The sequence below is a fragment of the Streptomyces sp. NPDC048637 genome (assembly GCF_040650675.1).
GTDB lineage: Bacteria > Actinomycetota > Actinomycetes > Streptomycetales > Streptomycetaceae > Streptomyces.
The window spans coordinates 85729-102946 of record NZ_JBEZHQ010000022.1; the positions used below are offsets into that span (position 1 = coordinate 85729).

21 protein-coding genes are annotated in these 17218 nt (G+C 70.5%); all 21 read right to left on the bottom strand.

Features of this window, described 5'->3' with window-relative positions:
- Positions 1 to 194: 194 nt before the first annotated feature.
- The 21 genes from AB0C46_RS25335 to AB0C46_RS25435 all read right to left on the bottom strand — a co-directional run bounded on the left by AB0C46_RS25335 (position 195) and on the right by AB0C46_RS25435 (position 17216).
- A complete protein-coding gene (locus AB0C46_RS25335; protein WP_362830493.1) occupies positions 195 to 1382 on the bottom strand; it encodes a DUF317 domain-containing protein in 1188 nt (395 codons plus the stop codon).
- A 61-nt stretch (positions 1383 to 1443) separates the two neighbouring features.
- Positions 1444 to 2568, bottom strand: coding sequence for a DnaB-like helicase N-terminal domain-containing protein (locus tag AB0C46_RS25340; protein ID WP_362830494.1), 1125 nt, complete (start codon positions 2566 to 2568; stop codon positions 1444 to 1446).
- On the bottom strand, positions 2568 to 3824 hold the full coding sequence (locus AB0C46_RS25345; RefSeq protein ID WP_362830496.1) for a DNA cytosine methyltransferase: 1257 nt from the start codon (positions 3822 to 3824) through the stop codon (positions 2568 to 2570). Before AB0C46_RS25345 ends, AB0C46_RS25340 begins: the two co-directional genes overlap by 1 nt.
- Complete coding sequence (locus AB0C46_RS25350) at positions 3821 to 4711, bottom strand: hypothetical protein (RefSeq protein WP_362830576.1); 891 nt, start codon at positions 4709 to 4711, stop codon at positions 3821 to 3823. The genes AB0C46_RS25345 and AB0C46_RS25350 overlap by 4 nt, the downstream gene beginning before the upstream one ends.
- A 69-nt stretch (positions 4712 to 4780) precedes the next feature.
- Complete coding sequence (locus AB0C46_RS25355; protein WP_362830497.1) at positions 4781 to 5248, bottom strand: hypothetical protein; 468 nt, start codon at positions 5246 to 5248, stop codon at positions 4781 to 4783.
- Entirely contained in the window at positions 5241 to 6038 is a 798-nt protein-coding gene (gene trpA / locus AB0C46_RS25360; protein ID WP_362830577.1) for a tryptophan synthase subunit alpha, read from the bottom strand. The genes AB0C46_RS25355 and trpA overlap by 8 nt, the downstream gene beginning before the upstream one ends.
- A 34-nt stretch (positions 6039 to 6072) precedes the next feature.
- Complete coding sequence (locus AB0C46_RS25365) at positions 6073 to 6543, bottom strand: hypothetical protein (protein WP_362830498.1); 471 nt, start codon at positions 6541 to 6543, stop codon at positions 6073 to 6075.
- A gap of 101 nt (positions 6544 to 6644) precedes the next feature.
- Positions 6645 to 7292, bottom strand: coding sequence for a hypothetical protein (locus AB0C46_RS25370; protein ID WP_362830499.1), 648 nt, complete (start codon positions 7290 to 7292; stop codon positions 6645 to 6647).
- A gap of 201 nt (positions 7293 to 7493) precedes the next feature.
- Positions 7494 to 8216, bottom strand: coding sequence for a DUF317 domain-containing protein (locus AB0C46_RS25375; protein WP_362830501.1), 723 nt, complete (start codon positions 8214 to 8216; stop codon positions 7494 to 7496).
- Positions 8213 to 8701 (bottom strand): hypothetical protein, encoded by a 489-nt coding sequence (locus AB0C46_RS25380; RefSeq protein ID WP_362830502.1) that lies wholly within the window; start codon positions 8699 to 8701, stop codon positions 8213 to 8215. Before AB0C46_RS25380 ends, AB0C46_RS25375 begins: the two co-directional genes overlap by 4 nt.
- Before the next feature lie 46 nt (positions 8702 to 8747).
- Positions 8748 to 9347 (bottom strand): hypothetical protein, encoded by a 600-nt coding sequence (locus tag AB0C46_RS25385; protein ID WP_362830504.1) that lies wholly within the window; start codon positions 9345 to 9347, stop codon positions 8748 to 8750.
- A 38-nt stretch (positions 9348 to 9385) separates the two neighbouring features.
- Entirely contained in the window at positions 9386 to 9868 is a 483-nt protein-coding gene (locus tag AB0C46_RS25390; protein ID WP_362830505.1) for a hypothetical protein, read from the bottom strand.
- Positions 9869 to 10112: 244 nt separating this feature from the next.
- Positions 10113 to 11906 (bottom strand): TraM recognition domain-containing protein, encoded by a 1794-nt coding sequence (locus tag AB0C46_RS25395; protein ID WP_362830506.1) that lies wholly within the window; start codon positions 11904 to 11906, stop codon positions 10113 to 10115.
- 41 nt (positions 11907 to 11947) lie between these two features.
- Positions 11948 to 12595, bottom strand: a complete 648-nt coding sequence (locus tag AB0C46_RS25400) for a DUF317 domain-containing protein (protein ID WP_362830508.1) — start codon at positions 12593 to 12595, stop codon at positions 11948 to 11950.
- Between the two features lie 54 nt (positions 12596 to 12649).
- On the bottom strand, positions 12650 to 13312 hold the full coding sequence (locus tag AB0C46_RS25405; protein WP_362830509.1) for a hypothetical protein: 663 nt from the start codon (positions 13310 to 13312) through the stop codon (positions 12650 to 12652).
- A 211-nt stretch (positions 13313 to 13523) separates the two neighbouring features.
- Positions 13524 to 13868, bottom strand: a complete 345-nt coding sequence (locus tag AB0C46_RS25410; protein WP_362830511.1) for a hypothetical protein — start codon at positions 13866 to 13868, stop codon at positions 13524 to 13526.
- A gap of 26 nt (positions 13869 to 13894) precedes the next feature.
- Positions 13895 to 14704 (bottom strand): DUF317 domain-containing protein, encoded by an 810-nt coding sequence (locus tag AB0C46_RS25415; RefSeq protein WP_362830512.1) that lies wholly within the window; start codon positions 14702 to 14704, stop codon positions 13895 to 13897.
- Positions 14701 to 15090: a hypothetical protein gene (locus tag AB0C46_RS25420; RefSeq protein WP_362830514.1), complete on the bottom strand. Its 390-nt coding sequence runs from the start codon at positions 15088 to 15090 to the stop codon at positions 14701 to 14703. Before AB0C46_RS25420 ends, AB0C46_RS25415 begins: the two co-directional genes overlap by 4 nt.
- A gap of 266 nt (positions 15091 to 15356) precedes the next feature.
- Positions 15357 to 15761, bottom strand: a complete 405-nt coding sequence (locus tag AB0C46_RS25425) for a hypothetical protein (protein ID WP_362830515.1) — start codon at positions 15759 to 15761, stop codon at positions 15357 to 15359.
- Position 15762: 1 nt separating this feature from the next.
- A complete protein-coding gene (locus AB0C46_RS25430) occupies positions 15763 to 16449 on the bottom strand; it encodes a hypothetical protein (protein WP_362830516.1) in 687 nt (228 codons plus the stop codon).
- Positions 16446 to 17216, bottom strand: coding sequence for a hypothetical protein (locus AB0C46_RS25435; RefSeq protein WP_362830518.1), 771 nt, complete (start codon positions 17214 to 17216; stop codon positions 16446 to 16448). The genes AB0C46_RS25430 and AB0C46_RS25435 overlap by 4 nt, the downstream gene beginning before the upstream one ends.
- Positions 17217 to 17218 lie beyond the last annotated feature (2 nt).

Below are 17218 nucleotides of genomic sequence, written 5' to 3' on the forward strand. Positions count from 1 at the left end.
CGTATGGGCAATCAGCGTGAACGGCTGGCAGTGGGGCTGGCTACGACGGCTGGCGTGGCCAGCGGGGCGGCGCCGAGGGGCGTCTTGTGTTCGTGGCCCGCGGGGTGCTTGTGGCGGGTGCCGACTCCGTGCACGAGGTTTTCGGAGAGGCCGGCCAGCAGCGAACTCGGGGTGTGTGGGGACGCGGTGAGGATCTAGGTGGGGCGGTCTGGGCCGGGGCCGGCCCAGACGGTCCAGGTGGCGAGTGACTGCTGCGGATGCTGGGCAGCGAAGGCATCGAACTGGACCCCAGCGTCCCGGGCGGGGGACGTCCAGCGGATCCATCGTCCGTCCACTGTGTGCTTCCACCCGGCGTCGGAGAGGGGCTGTGTGGCGGCGGTGACGGCTTTCTCGTCCACCGGGGCGCCCAAGGGGGCGTCCCAGCCGTCACCGTCGGTCAGGTGATCCAGCAGCTCCTCCAGCACGAGGTCAGGGGTTGCGCCGGTCGCCGTGAGGACCCATAGGCGGTCGGATACGGGGGTTTCGTAGGCGGCCACGGTCCAGGCGGTCTCGTGCGCGGGCGCGTCGTGGATGCGCTCGATGCGCAGGGTCTGGGATTCGTGGATGGCGTGGGTCGTCTCATCGGACAAAGTCCTCCACTTCTCCCAGTCGCCGTGCGCGTCGAGGAAGGCGTCCAGGAGGGCATCGTGGTCGCCGGGGTCGGCGGCGTAGGCGGGCACGCTCTCCTGTACTGAGAGGGGCGGCTCAGGTTCCGCGGGCGGTGTGTCGAGGGAGGTTCGGGCTTCGGAGGTTTCGCGCTCGGTGTCGGTCATCGGCGCGGGGCCGGGGCGCATGGTGTCGCCGTGGAGCCGCTCGAAGGCGACCAGCGCCTGGGCGGGTGAGTCGAAGTTGTGCTGCACCTGTCGCTGGCGGTTCTCGCCGTGGAGATGGACGCTCTTGCCGCTGTCGAGGTAGGTCCCGACCGCGACCGTGGTGCGGCCGTCCAGGGCGTGGGCGTGAATGAGGAGACGGCCGTGACGGATGTCGTCAAAGATCGCCTGGGCCTCGGCGAAGATCTCCCGGAGCTGCGCGAGGGTGCTCCACGGCTTTGAGTCGGTGGCCAGTGCCCACTCACCGTCGATGGCGTCCCGGAGACGGGGCATGATCTCGACGGTGACTCCTTCGGCGATCAGCTCCCGGGCGGCTTTCGCGGCCCAGTAGGGCTCGTCGTGGTCGATGCGGGCGAGGACCAAGGAGTTCTTGGCCAGGACACTCCAGTTGGCGGCCTCCAGGCCGACGTGGGGGATGTGGGCCTGGGTGCCGGTCAGCGTGGCGATCACGGCGCTGCGATGCGTGGGGTGGGCGTCGAGGCGGACGTGCGCGTCGATGGGAAGCGGTGTCACCAAGGGGTCTTCTCTCTGCCGGTGGCCGGAACAAGGGGCCCGGCCACCGGCGGCTTTGCGGTCAGCGGGTGAGGCGTGCGGTGGGTGGCGGCGGAGCCGTGGTCCGCGGCGGACCGGCCCGGGGCGCCGCGGCGGACTCGGTGCGTGGGGGCCGGCTCTGCGGTGCGGGTGAGGTGGCGTGCTGCCACCGGACACGTATGGCGGACAGTCCGGCGAGCGCGCGGCGGCTTCCGGTGATGAGTTGATGGACGGTGTTGGCCTGGTCGTTGGTCAGTACGCCCAGCCGCAGTCCAACGGCGTGTGCCTGGCCGAGCAAGGCCCGTCGCAAGATCCTCTCGCCCCAGTAGTCGGGTGAGCCGACCGGATCGGATACCAGAGCTATTAGGTCGGCGGGTGCGACTTTTGCGGTGAGCAGCTGCTGGTGCTGGGCCTCCCACAGAACCGTCACCGGATCAACGGCGGCACCGCGGCGGGCGAGGGCGGTCAGGCACCGGTAGAGCTGTCCGTGCAGGGGGAGCGCGAAGTCCTCGGGTTGCAGCCATCGCATGAGGTGGAGGTCATCAGGGTGGGCGGTCGCGGTGGCGAGCAGCAGACGCTCCTCGTCGAGGGCTTCTTCTCCGGTCCCACGCGGTGGCGGCGGCGCGGCAGGAGTACGGGGCAGGGAGCCGGGGTGCGCGGCGTAGTGCGTGGCGAGTTCGTCGAGGTAGCGGCTCAGGGCATCGGTTTGTGCGAGGACAGTGATGGCCGGGTTCGGCAGGGTGGTGTCGGTGGCGGACTGGCACAGCCGGTCGGCGTGCTCGCGCAGGGTGCGGCGGGCGTGATCGGCGCGGATCATGCCTGCGTATGCCGTGGCGTGCTGGGGCCGGGGGCAGCTTTGGATGAGGGTGTGCAGGTAGGAGGCGGTCAGCCCCGGCGCTTCGCGCCGTGCCGTGTTCAGTACGGCGTCGAGCCAGGTGGTGTCCTTCGCGTGGTCCTTCGGGGCGGGGGCCGGGACGGTGCGCATTGCGGTGAAGAGCACGCCGTGGGTGTGATCGCCGAAGTGGTGCGGTTCCAGGAGGCTGATGGTCTTCAGGCGGTGTGGTTCGAGTAGGAGGGCGCCGAGCAGGGCTTGTTCGGCGTAGTGCACGGGTTGCGGTGGTGGCAGGTCGTCCAGGTCGCCCTCGTGCGGGTCGGCGGGGTGGGGCATCAGGCGGCCAGGGTGAAGTCGTCGGGACTGAAGGTCTTGCCGAGGTGGGGGGCGAGGAGGTGGGCGGCGAGGCGGGGCGGTACGGCGTTGCCGATCTGGCTGAAGACCTGGCCTTTGTTGCCGGCCCAGGGGTAGTCGGCGGGAAAGGTCTGGAGGACGCCGGCTTCGCGGGCGGTGATCCGGATCGGCGCCGGGGCGGCCGGTGATTCCACGTCCCGGGCAGGCGGGGCGGTGGGCTCGGCGACCCAGGTGCACTCGTTCGAGCGGTGCCCGAAGAACAGCGTTCCCGCGGGCTCGGACAAGGGCCGGACGGTGGCGTGGGCCTGGTTGTTGCTCCGCAAAGACCACGACCAGCCAGGCACCGAGACGAGACGTTCCGCTGCCTGTTCGGTCTGGGCGCTGGGCCGGGCGGCAGGCTCGGCTCCTTCCCGGCCGGAGGGCCGAAGGCGGTTGTCTGGGTGGGGTGTCCAGGTGCCGCGGTCGCGGGCGGTGGACAGTGCCTTTCGGGAGCCGGAGGGGAAGGGCTCGGCGCCGCCGCCGGGTCCGCCGCCGGCGCAGACGGTGGGTACGGGCCGGTCGGTGGCTCCCCAGCCCAGGGCCTGCGCCATGCTGACCCAACGGGCACGGCCCGGCCCGAACAGCCCCTCCGGTTCAGCGATTTGGGCGTGGGTCGGAGGGGGCGGCTGGGCGGTGCGGACGCGGGAGGCGAGCAGGATCGCCCGCCTCCTCGTCTGGGGAACGCCGTAGTCGGCGGCGTTGAGGATGCCGGTCCACACGGAGAACCCCCAGGCCCGCAGGACGGCGGCGTACTGGCGCCACAGCGGCAGCACGTCGGGTACTTCCTCCATGGCAACCCACTCGGGCTCACCGGCCGCGTTCAGGGCGTGGAGGTATCGCATGGGTTCGGCGGCGAGCAAACTGCGCTCGTCCCGGCAGGCGGCCAGGAGACGTTCGCGGGAATCTTGTCCGGAGGCGAGGTCTGCGACCGCCTGGTGGACCAGGGGCTGGTCGATCAGCCCGAGGCGTTTGCCGGCCATCGACCATGCCTGGCACGGCGGGGACGCGATCAGCCCGCGCGTCCGGCCGATGAAGGGCCACGTCGGATACAGGGCCACGTCGGTCCGGATCGTCAACTGCCCAGCGGCAGAGCGGGTTTTGCAGGCCCACTCGTCCCATTCCAGGCCGAGGTCCTGCGCGCCCATGACGCCCAGTGCTCTGCTCCAGCCGCCCGGCCCCGCGAAGAGGTCGAGTATCAAGCGGCCAGCCCGAAGTCGTCCTGCGCCGGCGTGTCCGCATCCCCGCGGCATGCCCAGGGCGAGCAGCCGTCCACGACGCCGTTCTCCAACTCGTCGGCCTCGTCCTCGCTGAGGCGCAGGGCTGCCCGTTCGGCGGCGGTGACGTGGTCGATCGGCGCCTGGCTGAGGGGGACGCGGGAGCGGTGCAGGAATGCCTCGCCGAGTAGCCGGTTTCCCGATGCGTTGGCGCGGGCGTTCCCCTGCCGGATGGCGGCGTCGAATTCGACGACGTCCGCCCACTCGGACGGCGACGTATCCCTGATGTGCCTCCACTGCGCATTTCCGTGGAACGGGCATCCTAGGCAGCTGGATTTCGGTGTTTCGGCCACGTGGCGCGAGGTCAGATAGCGGATGCAGTCCGCCCTGCTCCAGCCAAGGTCCAGAAGCGGATGCCGATTGCGCATGTACTTCACATCGGCGTCCTTGGCCCTGTGGAACTCATCGGTGGAGATTCCCACCCACTGCTCGACGAACACCCCCTTGGGAATGCGCGAAGGGTAGGGGTGCCCGAGTAGCTCACGGACGGTCTTCTTGATCGGCTTCACCTTGTATTCGCCGGTGCACTGCCTGCGGGTCATGCCCGGACGCCCGTCCTGGTTCAGGATGTGGAGTGGCATGGAAGCGAATCGGTGATCCGGGTTCAGGGCATCGCTGCGAATGTTCCCGGACGACACGCGCAGAACGGGTATGCCGGCGGGCTTGGCTATCTCCTGTTCCAGGCGGTCGAGATGGGCATATACGGCTTTGGGTTCCCAGCCGGTGTCGGCGAAAATCGCGTAGTCGACCTTCGGGAGAATCCCTTCGGCGGAAAGGGCGAGGAGGGTGCTGGACTGAACTCCCGCGCCCAGGGAGAGGGCGCGGAATCGGGGCTGGTCTGAAATGGTCTGTCCTGGAGGTGGGGAAACGGGGGCAGGCCCTCAATGCGGCTGGTGCGTCAGCGGGCTGGGCGGGACCAGCCGGTCACGATGTATGGCGCGGCAGAGGGCGGGGATGCGGTCGAGGAGGTCGGTGGCCGACTCGATGAACTGCTGCGGTGACGGGCCGACGAGGACCACCCGCTCTGAGACGGCGTCCGCTTGGCGGCGCCGGTTCTCCACGGCGCGAGCAAGGACGGCGGCCAGTTCGGCGCCCACGTCCTGGGCGGCCTTGGCGATATGCGCGACCCGTTCGAGGAGCAGCAGCTCCGCGGACGTGGTGTGGGGCGTGTGCTGTGCGAGGGCGCGGAACAAATACAGGGCGGTGTCGGCGAGGTCTTGGGTCTCGGTGATCCACGCGGCCAGCGCGTACGCGTCGTCGGTGGCGCCGGTGCGCAGGGTCCGGTGCAGTGCCAGGGTGCCGGTGGTGATCCGGTCGAGGATCTGAGCAGGGGCGGGGCGATCAGGCACGGGTCTCCGTGGAGGTGGGCGTGTGCAGGGCCCGGGCGAACGCGGCAGTCAGAGCGGGGGCTTGTCCAGGGGCGGTGGTCTGGGCGCGCACGACGGGGGTGCCGATGACGACGGCATCCACCACCGGGGCGACGCGGGCAGCGAGGGCCGGGGTCGAGATCCCCACGCCCGAGACCACGGGCAGCGGGCTCACGGCGCGAAGACGCTGGGTGAAGTCGGCGAGCGCCGGGACATCGAGCGGACCGCGGTAGCCGGTAGGCGCCGTGCTGGCGGGCGCGTAGAGCCATCCGGAGGCGCCAGCGACCGCAGCCGGGAGACTGGTGTCGGGGATGGTGCGCGGGACGAGGCGTGGGGTGCGAAGGCCCGCGTCCCGTGCGGCGTCGTGCCAGCGGCCCGCCTGGTGGGCGGGCAGGTCGACGACCATCACGCCGGCGGCACCGGCATCGGCGAACAGGCGGGCCAGGTGCTCGGGCCCGTGGCGGCGGACGGGCTCCCAGTAGGTCATCACGACGGTCGGCCGCAGGCGGGCGGCATGCTCGACGGCGCGGACTGCGGCATCGAGGGCGTTTCCGCGTCGCAGGGCGCGGTGGTAGGCGGCCTGGATGACGGGACCGTCGAGGGCGGCGTCCTCGGTGGCCAGGCCGACCTCGAACAGGTCGGCACCTGCCTGAGCGAGCTGGTCGAGGTGACGGCGCTCGGCGGCCAACGGATGGAGGCCGGCCGGGACGAACACGCCCAGAGAGCAGCGGGGTTGGGTGAGGAGGGTGTGGAGGGGATCGGCGGTGGTCAGGGCGGGGCCTTTCCCGGCGGGCTGTCGCCGGAGGTCAGCGGCGGCGCCTGGCGAGTGGAGTCGGGGGCGCGGGCGGGGCGGCGACGTGTCGCGGCTGCGGGCCAGGCGGATCGGGGGCGGCCGGAGGGCTGCTGAAGGCGGGAGCGACGAGGTCGAGGGTCTGGGCGACCTGCTGGACCTGGTCGTGGGCGTCACGGAGCCGCTCGGCGACGTCGTCGGGTAGCCGGTCCCACTGGGCCCGGTCCTGGTAGCGCTGGATGATCTCGGCACCGTTGCGCAGCTGGTCGGCGACCTGCCGCAGGATCGCGGTCTGTTGCTCGGGCGCGGTCGCGGTGTGGGTGGCCTGTACGAGTGCGTCCAGGGCGGTGGGCAGCGGCTCGTCGTCGGTGGGGAGGCCGAAAAGCTGGGCGTGCAGTGCCTGGGCGAAGACCGTGACGGGTCCGCCTCGGCCGCGGTGGCGGTACTCGGCTGGGGCCTGTCGGCGAGCTTCGAAGCCGACGGTCACGTCACGGGGTGCGGCGCCGGGGCAGAGCTGATCGGCGAGAGCCCGGGCGAGATCGTGTGCTGTGGGGGTGTCGGAAGGCGTTGGGACTCCGGGAGTTGAGGTCAGCGAGCCGCGGCTCGTGCCACGGTCACGGCTGGTCGGGCTGGTGGTCGCGTCGCGGCGGGTGCGGTGGAGCGGGGCCGGGCGAAGGAGGCGGCGAGGCCGCGGCGCCCATCTGCGGTGAGGTGGACCCGCTCGTCCCGGAACCAGTCCGGGCAGTCCTCGCGCATCACCAGGCCGCGGCTCTCCAGGGCGCGGATGGTGCTGATACTGACGCGGAGGTCCTCGCGGCGCAGATAGGGCTTGCCGCCGGTGATCGCGACATCGCCGCGTGCCACCGCGCGCAGCGTGGTGTCCTGGGTGTGGGACAGGGCGGGCGGCTGGTGCTCGGGTACGAAGCCCCGGTGCCGGCGTTCGGCAACGAAGAGTTCCGCGGTCGTCACGGCGTCCGAGGAGCCCAGGGTTGTGAGGCTCCCGACGAGGCTGAAGCACCGGCCTGCTCCCCGGCGGGCTTCCTGCTCGGTCACGACCGCCAGGAAGCCGTCGCCCAGCTCAACGGGCAGCCGCGCCCGGGTGTGGTCGAGGAGGTCCACGGCATCGACGAGCCGGTCGGCTGCGTCGGACGCGAGATGGGCGAGTTGGCGCACGCGTGCGTACACCGCGTGGATCGCAGGGCTGTGGTACATCGGCTGGGCATTGAGGGCGCCCACGATGGCGAGTGCGGACCCGGCCAGGTGCTGCGCAGATTCCGCCTGGGTGTTCAGCAGAGTGGCGGGGGCGGGCCCGTTGAGCGCGTGCCGCTGGTGAGCGTCGTTGAAACGGGTGAAGTCGGCAGCCAGAACGAGGAGTTGTTCGGCGGGTTCAAGGGAGGCGGTCTTCTCGGACAGGATGGCTCCGGACGGATGGGGAAGTCAGCGACGCCGGCCGGGCCGACCGGGGCGATCGAGCTGGGCGAGGGCGTGATGGATGTGGGCATTCACTGCGGCTCCGCGCACCGGCGTGATCAAGGCGCTGTTTGCCTGCAGCGTGCTGAGGGGGATGTCGGCGAAGACCCGCTCCACCCCCATCGGCGCGGTCAGGTGGGAGAAGAACTGGCGGACGAGGCACTCCGGGGTGTCCTGCGTGAAGGTGGCCAGCGGCGCGCCCTCGAAGTAGACGTGCTCGACTTGCCAAGTGATCTCCTGGCCGGGCGTGTGCTCTAGCCGGCAGTACAGGTCGGGCGAGGTAAGGACGTTGTCCTCGGCGGACCAGCCGTTCAGCTCGGTGAGCTGGTCCAGGGGCATGTCCGTGATCGGGATGCGCTCGGAGTGACGGGCATCGCCGAGCACCTGGGGCAGCGCCTGGGTGACGGCGGCGACCGCCTCCAGGGGCGCCTGCCGACTGAACACGGCTTCCCAGTACGGCTCATGATGGGCCACCGTGAGCCACCGGCCGAGCGGGTGCAGCGGGGCGAAGCTGACGAACAGGCTCCCGTCGGGGCTGACGACTGTGGTGTACCCGGTGGCGGCATCGTGCTCGTGCTTCCACCCGAAGAGGTGGATCAGGGGGCCGAGCACGTCGGCGACCCGGTCGCCGGCGCCCGCCATGTATCGAGGCGAGACCATGACCCGGTCGTCGTGGGTGTACGTACTCATCGGCGTATCTCCCGCTTCGCCGTAACGGTGGGCATGCCGGTCGTCGCGGGTGTTCGTCCGGCGGCCGTGCGCATCGCGGTCGCATCGGTGCGGGACCGGTACTGAGCCAGCGCGCGCTGCCCCTCGGCGGTCACGGTGATGGGCCGCCCTCGGTAGAGCGGTACGGAGGTGTCGAGGTGGACCAGGCCGCGCTCGTCCAGGGACTCGAACGTGGTTGTGGTGATGATGGTGTTGTCGGGGGTGAGGATGATGGGCGGGCGGAGGTCTCGTGTCTGCATTGTGGCCCCGCCCTTCGCCAGCTCGCGCAGTGCTTCGTACTGGGTGAGGCTGATCTTGTGCGGCGCCTGCTGGGGGGTGAGCTGCCGCAGGGCTCTCGTGCCTGGTACGACGGCGAGGGTGCGGACCTGGTTGTGGAGGACCTTGAAGTCGTGGGCGAGGTGGCGCAGGTGGTTGATCTGCTCGTGGAGATCGACGGCGGTGGTCAACAGGGCCTCCAGGGCTTGCCCTTGAGATGGACGGCGGGTGTGGGAATCAGCGCGGGTGACGACGCGTCGCCGGACCGGGCGGCGGGCCGAGGGCCACGAGTGATGCAGGGCGGGGTGCCGCCGGGATGTCCATCGGGGTGGGGATGCCGAGGCCGACGTGGACGGTGAGGCCGTGGGTGTAGGCGTGCGCTTCGGCGGCCGTGACGGCGCTGAGCAGGCCGTCGTGCTCCAGAGTGGGCGGCGGCTGGTAGGAGGATCCGTCCACGGTGGTGAAGCCGTGCTGTTCCAGGAGTGAGCGCCCGGTGGTGGTCTCGGCTGTCGCCGTCACGGTGCCGTTGGCGAACTGGAAGTGGAGGTCCGGGTCGGCTTCGGGAGTATCGGGGTTCCAGCGCGTTGTCCAGGAGAGGTCGACAATGTCGATGGTGCGGGTGAGAAGCCCGTCCATGGCGTCCCCGGCGCTCTCGTGGGCGTCCCGGGCCGGGCCCGGTGGGAGCAGGTAGAGCTTGCGGCCGAGGTGCTGACGGGCGAGGAATCCGGCATCGGTCAGCATGCGGTCGGCGTCGCGGATACGGCGGTTGAGGACGACGAAGGTGTGCCCGTCGTCGGTGGAGCCGATGAACACGTCGGGGATGTTCAGGAAAGACAAGGTGGTCCAGGAGTGGTTGGGAGTGGGGTGGAGGCTGCTCAGCGGGCCCGGTGTGAAGCGGTCTGTTCCGATGTCGCCACTGGGGGCGGGGCAGAGGCGGACGGAAGCGGTGCCGGGGTGGGCGTGCGCAGCGTGGTGCGGGCTTCGTCGAGGGACTGCGCGGCGGCGTGCAGGTGGGTGTACAGGGCGCTGTGGTGCTCGATGTTGTGCAGCCGTGCGGCCGTGGAGGTGTCGGGGTTCGGTTTGCTGAGCGTGGCGAGCGGGACCATGGCCTGGGCGTAGTGGTACTGCGCCCTGCTGAGGGGGACGGCTGCGTTGGTGAGCGCTTCGACCGGGTGCCAGGGGGAGCCGGTCTCGTGGGCGGAGTCGAGGTGGAAGTGGGCGTCGCCGGCGAAGCGCAGGGCGAGGTTGGTGAGCAGGTCGATGTGGCGCAGGGCGGTGAAGAATCCGCTGGGGCCGGGGCTGATGGGGTGGGAGCGGATGTCGGCGAGGGCGGCGTCCAGCGCTGCGGCGTGCGTCATGTCGTCGAGTTCGTAGGGTTCGTAGGTGTCGATGAGGTGTCCTGTCAGGGGGCTTGCGAGAGCGTGCGGGCGATCTGCCCGGTCCCGCGGTCCGCGGCCGGGACGGCGTGTGTCGTCCCGGCCGCGGCGGTTTCAGTGGCGGGCGGCGGAGGATCGGCTGTCGGGCGGGGCAGGGGCGGCGTTGCTGGTGTCACGCCGGGCGGGGGCGGGGCGGATCGATTTGAGAGGATGCCGGTGCTTCGTACTACGCGGCCGTTGTGAAGTCGCTCTGGCTCAGCGTCGTCTTGGCGACGGCGCGATCGGTGATGGCCTTCGAGGCACGGTCGGAGGCGGCGGAGATCTCGTCCGCTTCGGGCTCCAGGTACCAGGGCTTCATGTCGAGTGCTGCGACACGCATTCCGGTGGCGAAGCACAGGGCACTACCCTTGGGCAGGGCGCGGATGGCGTCGGCCGCCAGAATGCGTTCCTGCCGCATGGACACGCTGGTGGACTTGCCGGACTCGGAGTGCGAGATGGACGTGCTTTCCACGTCGTGGTCGCCGATCATCCGGGACAGCTTGTCGGCGAAATCCGGGTCGTCGATGCCGGGGCCCACGACCTTGATGGTGGAGGCCGACCACATCGCGTCCATGCCGGCATCGCCCCAGACTTTCTGACCCTGTCGGTAGGACTGCAGGATGGTGATCGGGATGATGCCACGGCTGCCCAGGTGGGAGTACAGGTCGGGCAAGTCGGAGATCTTGCACACGTTGGCGGCCTCGTCGAGGATCGCGAGCATCGGCGGATCGAGCCGTCCGCCGGCCCGTTCAGCGCGGGCCGTCGCGGCCCGCATGACCGAGTCCGCGCACGCCGCGATCAGCGCGCTGGCACCGCCACCGCCGTCCTTGGAGAGCAGGTAGAGCGTGTCCGTGCTGTCCACGAACTCCGACGGCTTGAACTCTGCGATGCCCTCCTGCGGGCTGACCCAGGCGGCGATCTCCGTGTTCAGCAGGGCGGCGGCGTACTGGCGGGCGGTCTCGTAGATGCCGTCGCGGGTTTCCGGCGGGCCTTCGACGGTGCCCTTGAGCTGCGCGGCGACCGCGGCGTGGTCGTGATCGCGCAGGATGTCGAGCGGGGTGCGGTCCGCGGGGAAGGCCAGCCAGGCCATCACGTCGGTGATCGGGCGGTCGTCGAGCGCGGCGGCGAGGAACAGCTGCGAGAGGATGTTGGATCCGGCCTTGGACCAGAAGTCACCCTGCTGGGAGGCGTCCACGCTTGCGGCGAGGAAGTGCCCGGCGAGGCGACCGGCACCCTCGAGGGTCTTGGCGTCCGCCAAGGGGTTCCACCACATGGTGCGCTCGGCGTGGGCGATCTGCTGGGGGTCCATCGACCAGACCCGGCCGACCGCCGCCCGCGCGGTGATGGTGGCGGTGTAGGCGTCGCCGCCGGCCTTGTTCGAGGTCAGCAAGACGGGGCCGGGGGCGCTGAGGATCGAGGGGATCGCGAGCGACGTCGTCTTGCCGGAGCGCGGGGCCATGATGGCCACGGCGACGTCCTCCCAGCCCATCCGCACCTCATGCCGGGTGCCTTGCAGATCACCGAGGAGGACTCCGGTGTCACGGGCAGGGATGTGCTTGGCGTCCTTCAGGCTCGGTCGCAGGGAGCGGGCCTTGGCGGTCATGGCCTTGGCAAGGAGGGGCTCGATGTCCCTCTTGCGCGCCAGCCCGCGCAGGGGCTTCTTCTTTCCGCCGGAGGTGTTCTTGCGCCGCGACCACCACAAGACGCCGACGGAGGCGAGGGCGACCAGCACGGCGATGGGGACGATACGGGTGCCGAACAGCAGCGCGGTGTGGTCGAGGCCGGGCCACAGCTGGTCGGGATGGAGGAGCGCTCCGATTGGCTGGTAGGGCGCTGCGCTGGCGGAGTCTGTCAGCCACGCGGTGGTGTTCCCGCTGAGCCAGGCGAGGTTGGAAAGGGGGACGGCGACGGCGAGAACGCCGAGGAGGGCCTTGAAGGCTATGTCGTAGCCGTCGTTCGATGTCGGTGAGGGGGTGGGCAAGTGGGTTGTTTCCAGGGGGTGGTGTCGGGGGTGGGGCGGCGTCAGCGGGTGCGCCGGGGCCGCGGTGACTTCGGCGGCACGGGGGCGGGTGCTGATTGCTTCTTTTGATTGGCGAGAGCGGTGACGCGGCGCTCCAGGGCGAATTCGACCTCGGTGGCGGGGCGTTGCGTCATGGTCACCTGGGCCTGTCGGCGGACGTTGAGGGGGACGCGGAGTGGATAGGCGTCTCGCAACAGCGGGGCCGGATCGGCGAGAGCGCGGGTGAAGGCGGTGATCAGATGTGCAGGTGTGTCGCCACTGAGGTACGCGCGCCAGATCAGGCTCTCGGGGTCCTCACTGACCGCCGTTTTCGCGAACCAGCAGTCGGTCTCACCGTCGGTGAAGTGCTCGACATGGGAGAGCCCGTCGGGGGATGCCAGCCCGTCGTGGTCGCGACCTTCGTGCCATCCCGCCTGGCGCAGGGGCCCATAGGGATCGGGTGCGGGCGCCGGGGCAGCGGCTACCGGGGCGGTCAGAGCGTCGGTGAATCCGGCGATGATCTCAACAGGAGTGCGGGCGCCGAAGCTCACCGACCAGGCACGCTGGTCGCCGACCGGGGCGTGCTGGAGGGACCACCACGGACCGTCGGGATCAGGCTCCAGGCGCAGCAGGGCCTTCTTGCCGGGGCCGGTGAGTATCACGCGCGGCATCAGTGGATCATGTTTCACGCTCCAGCCGCAGGCACGGTGCAGTGGGGCGGTGATCTACGCGGGATCACCGGCACCTGCCAGGTAGCGCGGGGCGATCAGATCGACATCGATGTTCTCGGGCATGCTCACCTGCGCACCGCGGTGTCGTGGCTGGCCGACGTCGGTGGTGCGGGGATGCGCACCGGAGGTGTGGTTTGCCAGAGGTGAGGGTGCCTGCTCGGCGGCTCGGTGGATTTCGAGGAGGGCTTCGCCGGCCGACGCCCACTCGTTGAGTTCCGGCCAGGCTTGGGCATTGCGCCTGGCCCGTGCGTTGTCGTAGAGCTCGGTTCCCGGTCGGGCAGAAGGGTGCAGGCTGTCGCGGGTGGTGAGCCATTCGTTCTGAAGGGCGATGAGGCGGTCGAGCGTGGTGTCGAGGACGCCGAGCTGCCAGACCCACCGTGACTGAATGGCTTGGGCCGGGAGACGCTGCAGCTGTGCCTCGGCGGTGGCGACAAGTGCCTTGGCGGTGTGGCGGATTCGGTTGAACGCCTTCCAGGCGTCGATGTCGCGAGCCCCGGCGCGCTGCGCGTAGGCGTCCTCGTCGTGGGGCCAGCCGTCGAGGTCGGTGTGCTGATCGGAGTAGGCGTCCCAGTCGGCCAGGACCTGGTCGCTTTCACGGATGAAGGCGGCCAGCTGCTCCAGGCGCTGCTGGTGGATCTCGTGGGGGGACGGGGACAAGGAGCATCCTTCGGGGGATTGCCCGCCGCTGCATGTGGTGGGGTGTGCGGCGGCGGGTGGGTGGTCAGCGCCGCAGAGGTGCTGTCGTGCTCGTGGGCGGCTCTGGAGCCGTGGAGGTGGCCGGTTGCTGCCGCCGGCGGGCGGCGCGTGCGTGTGCGGAGGGCGTGTGTGTCGGCGAACGCGGCGAGTTACCTTTCGCTTACCGGCACCGCTAGGCCCCCGCCTCGGTGGAAGTCACACTCCGGACAAGGGTGCGCAGGTTGTCGAGGGTGTAGTGGAGGGTGTGCTGGTCGGTCTGCTCCCACGCGGCAGTGCGCAGGTCCTCGACCAGGGTGTGCACGGCCGTGCGGTTCGGGATGTCGGGGTGAGCGAGTACGGCGCGGGCAAGGGCGCGCAGGGAGTCGCCGAGTTGCATGGGCAGGCCGGTGTACTCATCGAGGAGCGGTTCCATCAGCGCGAGGGCCTCGTCGAGGCCGGGGTTCTCGCGCAGGTGCTCGGTGAGCTGGGAGAGGGTTTCGGTGGCGGTGCGGATGGCGTCCGCGGTGGGTGCGGGCATGGATCTCCTCGTGGATGCGGGGCGGTTCAGCGGTGAGCCCGGGCGGTGCCGACTGTCGCGTAGGGGCCGGTGGTGTGGTGGCGGTGGCCGTTGGTGGCCCAGGAGTTGCGGGCCCAGGTGGCGGCGCGGGCCGCGGTGATCCGGGCCTGCTGCCACGCGCTGAGCTGCGAGGGCAGCACGGACACGGAGGTGGTGCGGATCCGCTGTGAAGGTGGGACGTTGCCGAGAGGCCGCATCACCGGCTGCGGGTCCGCGAGAGCCGTGCTGAATGCCTGCACGAGATGCATCGGAGTGTTCGGCGTAAGTGTCGCCTCCCACACCCGGCCGTGCTCGTTGCGGGCGCCGGCCCACCAGTGAGCCTGTCCGGGGGCGGACTGGTGGAAGCGGACGAATGCACCGCCATCCGGGCTGCGGGCGGTGACATGCTGCCCCTGCTCCATCTTCCAGCTCTGCGCTTCGAGTGGGGCCCACACATTGGGTGCGTGAGCGGAGCGTGGGCGGGTCAGCGCGTCGGTGACCCCGGCGACGATCTCGACGGGAACGTGCTGGCCGAAGGCGGCATGCCACGCTTCGTGGCGGCGGGTCTGCTTTCCGCTGATCGTCCAGCCGCCGGGCTGGGTGAACGGGTCGTAGCCGATGCGCACGGACTTGTCGGGGCTGTCGAACACGAGGGGGCCGCCGGACTTGGACTTGTCCCGCCAGCCGGAGGCGCGCAGAAACTCGGTGACGTGGCGCAGGTCTCCGCCGCCGGCGAGGTAGCGCGGCTCGACGAGGTAGTGCTGCTGGGCCTGCTGATCGCCGGTGCCCCAGCCGGACCACTGCTGGTTCTTCTTCACCGGCGCCGCCGGATGACCATGGCTGAAGCCGCAGGCGGCATGGCCGGGCTGCTGGAGGGGGCGGAGGGCTTGGCCACTTGCTTGATCGTGTCGGTGTGCTCGTGGAGGTCGACGCCCACGCTGTTGAGTTCGTGGGCGGCTCGACCGAGGGCCAGCCATACCTCGGGCGGCAGAACGCCGTGCTCGGAGTGGATCTTCGCGAAGCGTGATCCGGTGTCCATGAATTCGGTGACTTTGCCGAGGATGCCGGTGTCGTAGTCCAGGGCGCTTGCGAGGATGTGGGCCGCCTCGTGCGGTGGGGCCAAGGCGAGGAGGCGGCGCAGCTGGTCGAGCTGGCTGGTGATGGCGTTGGCCAGTTGTACGGATGGGAGGGTCGGGTCGGGCATGGTCCTCCGGAGCGCAGGGCAGGGCGGTTCAGCGGCGGTGGCCGAGGCGTCGGGATTCATCCAGGGCACCGTCGGGCCGGCCGGTGGCGAGTGGGGTGCCGCGGTCCCGGACGACGCAGGCGTGCAGGTAGCGGCGGAAGAGGAAGACGGCCAGGCGGGACGTGCGGCCGGCTTTGATCGAAGGAGGGGTGTGGGACGGGGGTGTTACGGAGACTCCTGACTGTGTGCGGGGTGGCGGCCCCGGCCGGGTGGGCCGGGGCCGACGGCTATGCGGTGCGGCGCTTGCCGGGACGGGCAGCGGGGCTGGGGACTGCTGCTGCGGCCATGGTGGGCGAGGTACGGGGGGTGCGTATCTCGTGTACGGCTTCGCGGTAGGCGCCGGGGTCGAAGAGGTCGTCAGTGATATTGACGAGGTATCCGGCCATCAGCAGGGCGGGGATGGCGCGGGTGGCGAGTCGTTTCTGCTCGTCGGGACCGAGATGGTCGGGGACCTCGTGCCAGACGTAGACCGGGCCGGCTGTCGTGACGGTCTTGCGTTCCAGGCCGAGCTGATCGAGCAGTGAAAGCAGTGGCTCACTGGCGCCGGTCGGGGTGTCGGCGTGGACGGTGTCGGACAGGGGCCGACGGTAGATCTCGACGTCGGTCCCCTCGTCGTCGGCGCGGTTTCCCACGTCAAACTCCTCTCGTGGCAAGACGTTTCGTCAGCGGTGCGGTGGGCTGAGCCGGGGCGGTTGTGGGAGCGCGCGGGGCTGGGGTCTGTGCGGAGGGGTGGGCACGGGCGGCGTGGTCGCGGATCTGCCGGATCTGGCAGGAGTGGCGGGACAGGCTGCTGGTGGTGTTCATCAGCTGCTCGGCCAGGGCCGGGTCCTCACCCGCGGTTTCGGAGCGTTGGGTCCATGTCGCCCAAGTGCCGATCAGCGCCTGCACCATCTGTGGCAGCAGCCCCTGATGCGGGGCGGCGATCTCGGTCAGCACCGCGGCGACCTCACGGTCATCGACGGCCGCATGGGCCCGTTCGGCGAGCTGGCCGAGGTAGCGCTGCGCGGCCTGCCGGTCTCCCCCGGGGGCGGTGAGGGTGTTGAGCGACGGGTCGAGGTGGACGCTGACTCCGGCCAGCAGAAGCGCGTGGGCTGCCGCGGTGGCGCCGGCGCGCTGTTGGTCGACCGGCAGCGAATGCGGCTGCCGGTGGTAGGGGCCGCGCGGACCGGGAGCGGAGACGAAACCGCCGGTGGTCTGCAGGATGCCCGCCGCGCGCTCGTCGCCGCCGATCGCGACCACGAGCTGGGTGCGCGGATCACGGGTGATGGTGACGTACTCCAGGACGAAGAACCGCGGTTCCTCCTCGCGGTCCACGGTCACCGGGTGCGGGTGGAGGGCTTGACCGGCGCCGGGGCTGCTGGACTCGTGGTCTCCAGTGCAGGCCGGGACGACGGATGACGCATGACGACACCGATGTCGAGGTACGCGAGCCGTGCTCCGGCCTCGCGCACGCAGCGGGCCTGGTGGGCGGTGTCGTCGCCGGACAGCACGAAGGCCATCTCGCGCGGATCCCAGGTGAAACCGCTGGTGTGCAGGGCCGTGGCGGACTCCTGGCTTTCGGACGTCGCGGCCAGGAGCCCGTCGCCAAACCACGTCATCACCACGCGTTCCGGTGCAGGTGCGGATGCCTGCGGGGACGGTGCAGGGTGGTCGGCGTTGCGCTGGACCTGGGCGAGCGCCTTGTCGTAGCGGGGCATCAGGTCGACCGTGATGTCGTCCGCCGCGCGGAAGGGGGCGTCGGGGACGGCGATGCCGTCCGGCTCCCGCACGCCGCGAAAGGCTTCGGGGATGAATCCCGGCGGTGCCATGGCGGCGACGAGGTACTCGTCACTGTGGCGCGGGCGGCCGATGACGTACAGGCGGGTGCCGTCTTCGCGGGTCAGCACGGCGTCGTGCTCCAGGACAATGTCGGCGATGGCGCCGGAGACCATGTTCATGTCCCAGACGTCTTCGGCGAGGGGGAACTGGTCGGCGTACTCCGCGTGCCGGTGGTATCCACTGCGCCACTGGCCGGGTAGTTCGTCAGCCAGCGCGGTGGCGAACGACTCCAGATCGCGGTGGTCTCTCAGTTCAGGCAGATCGTGCATGT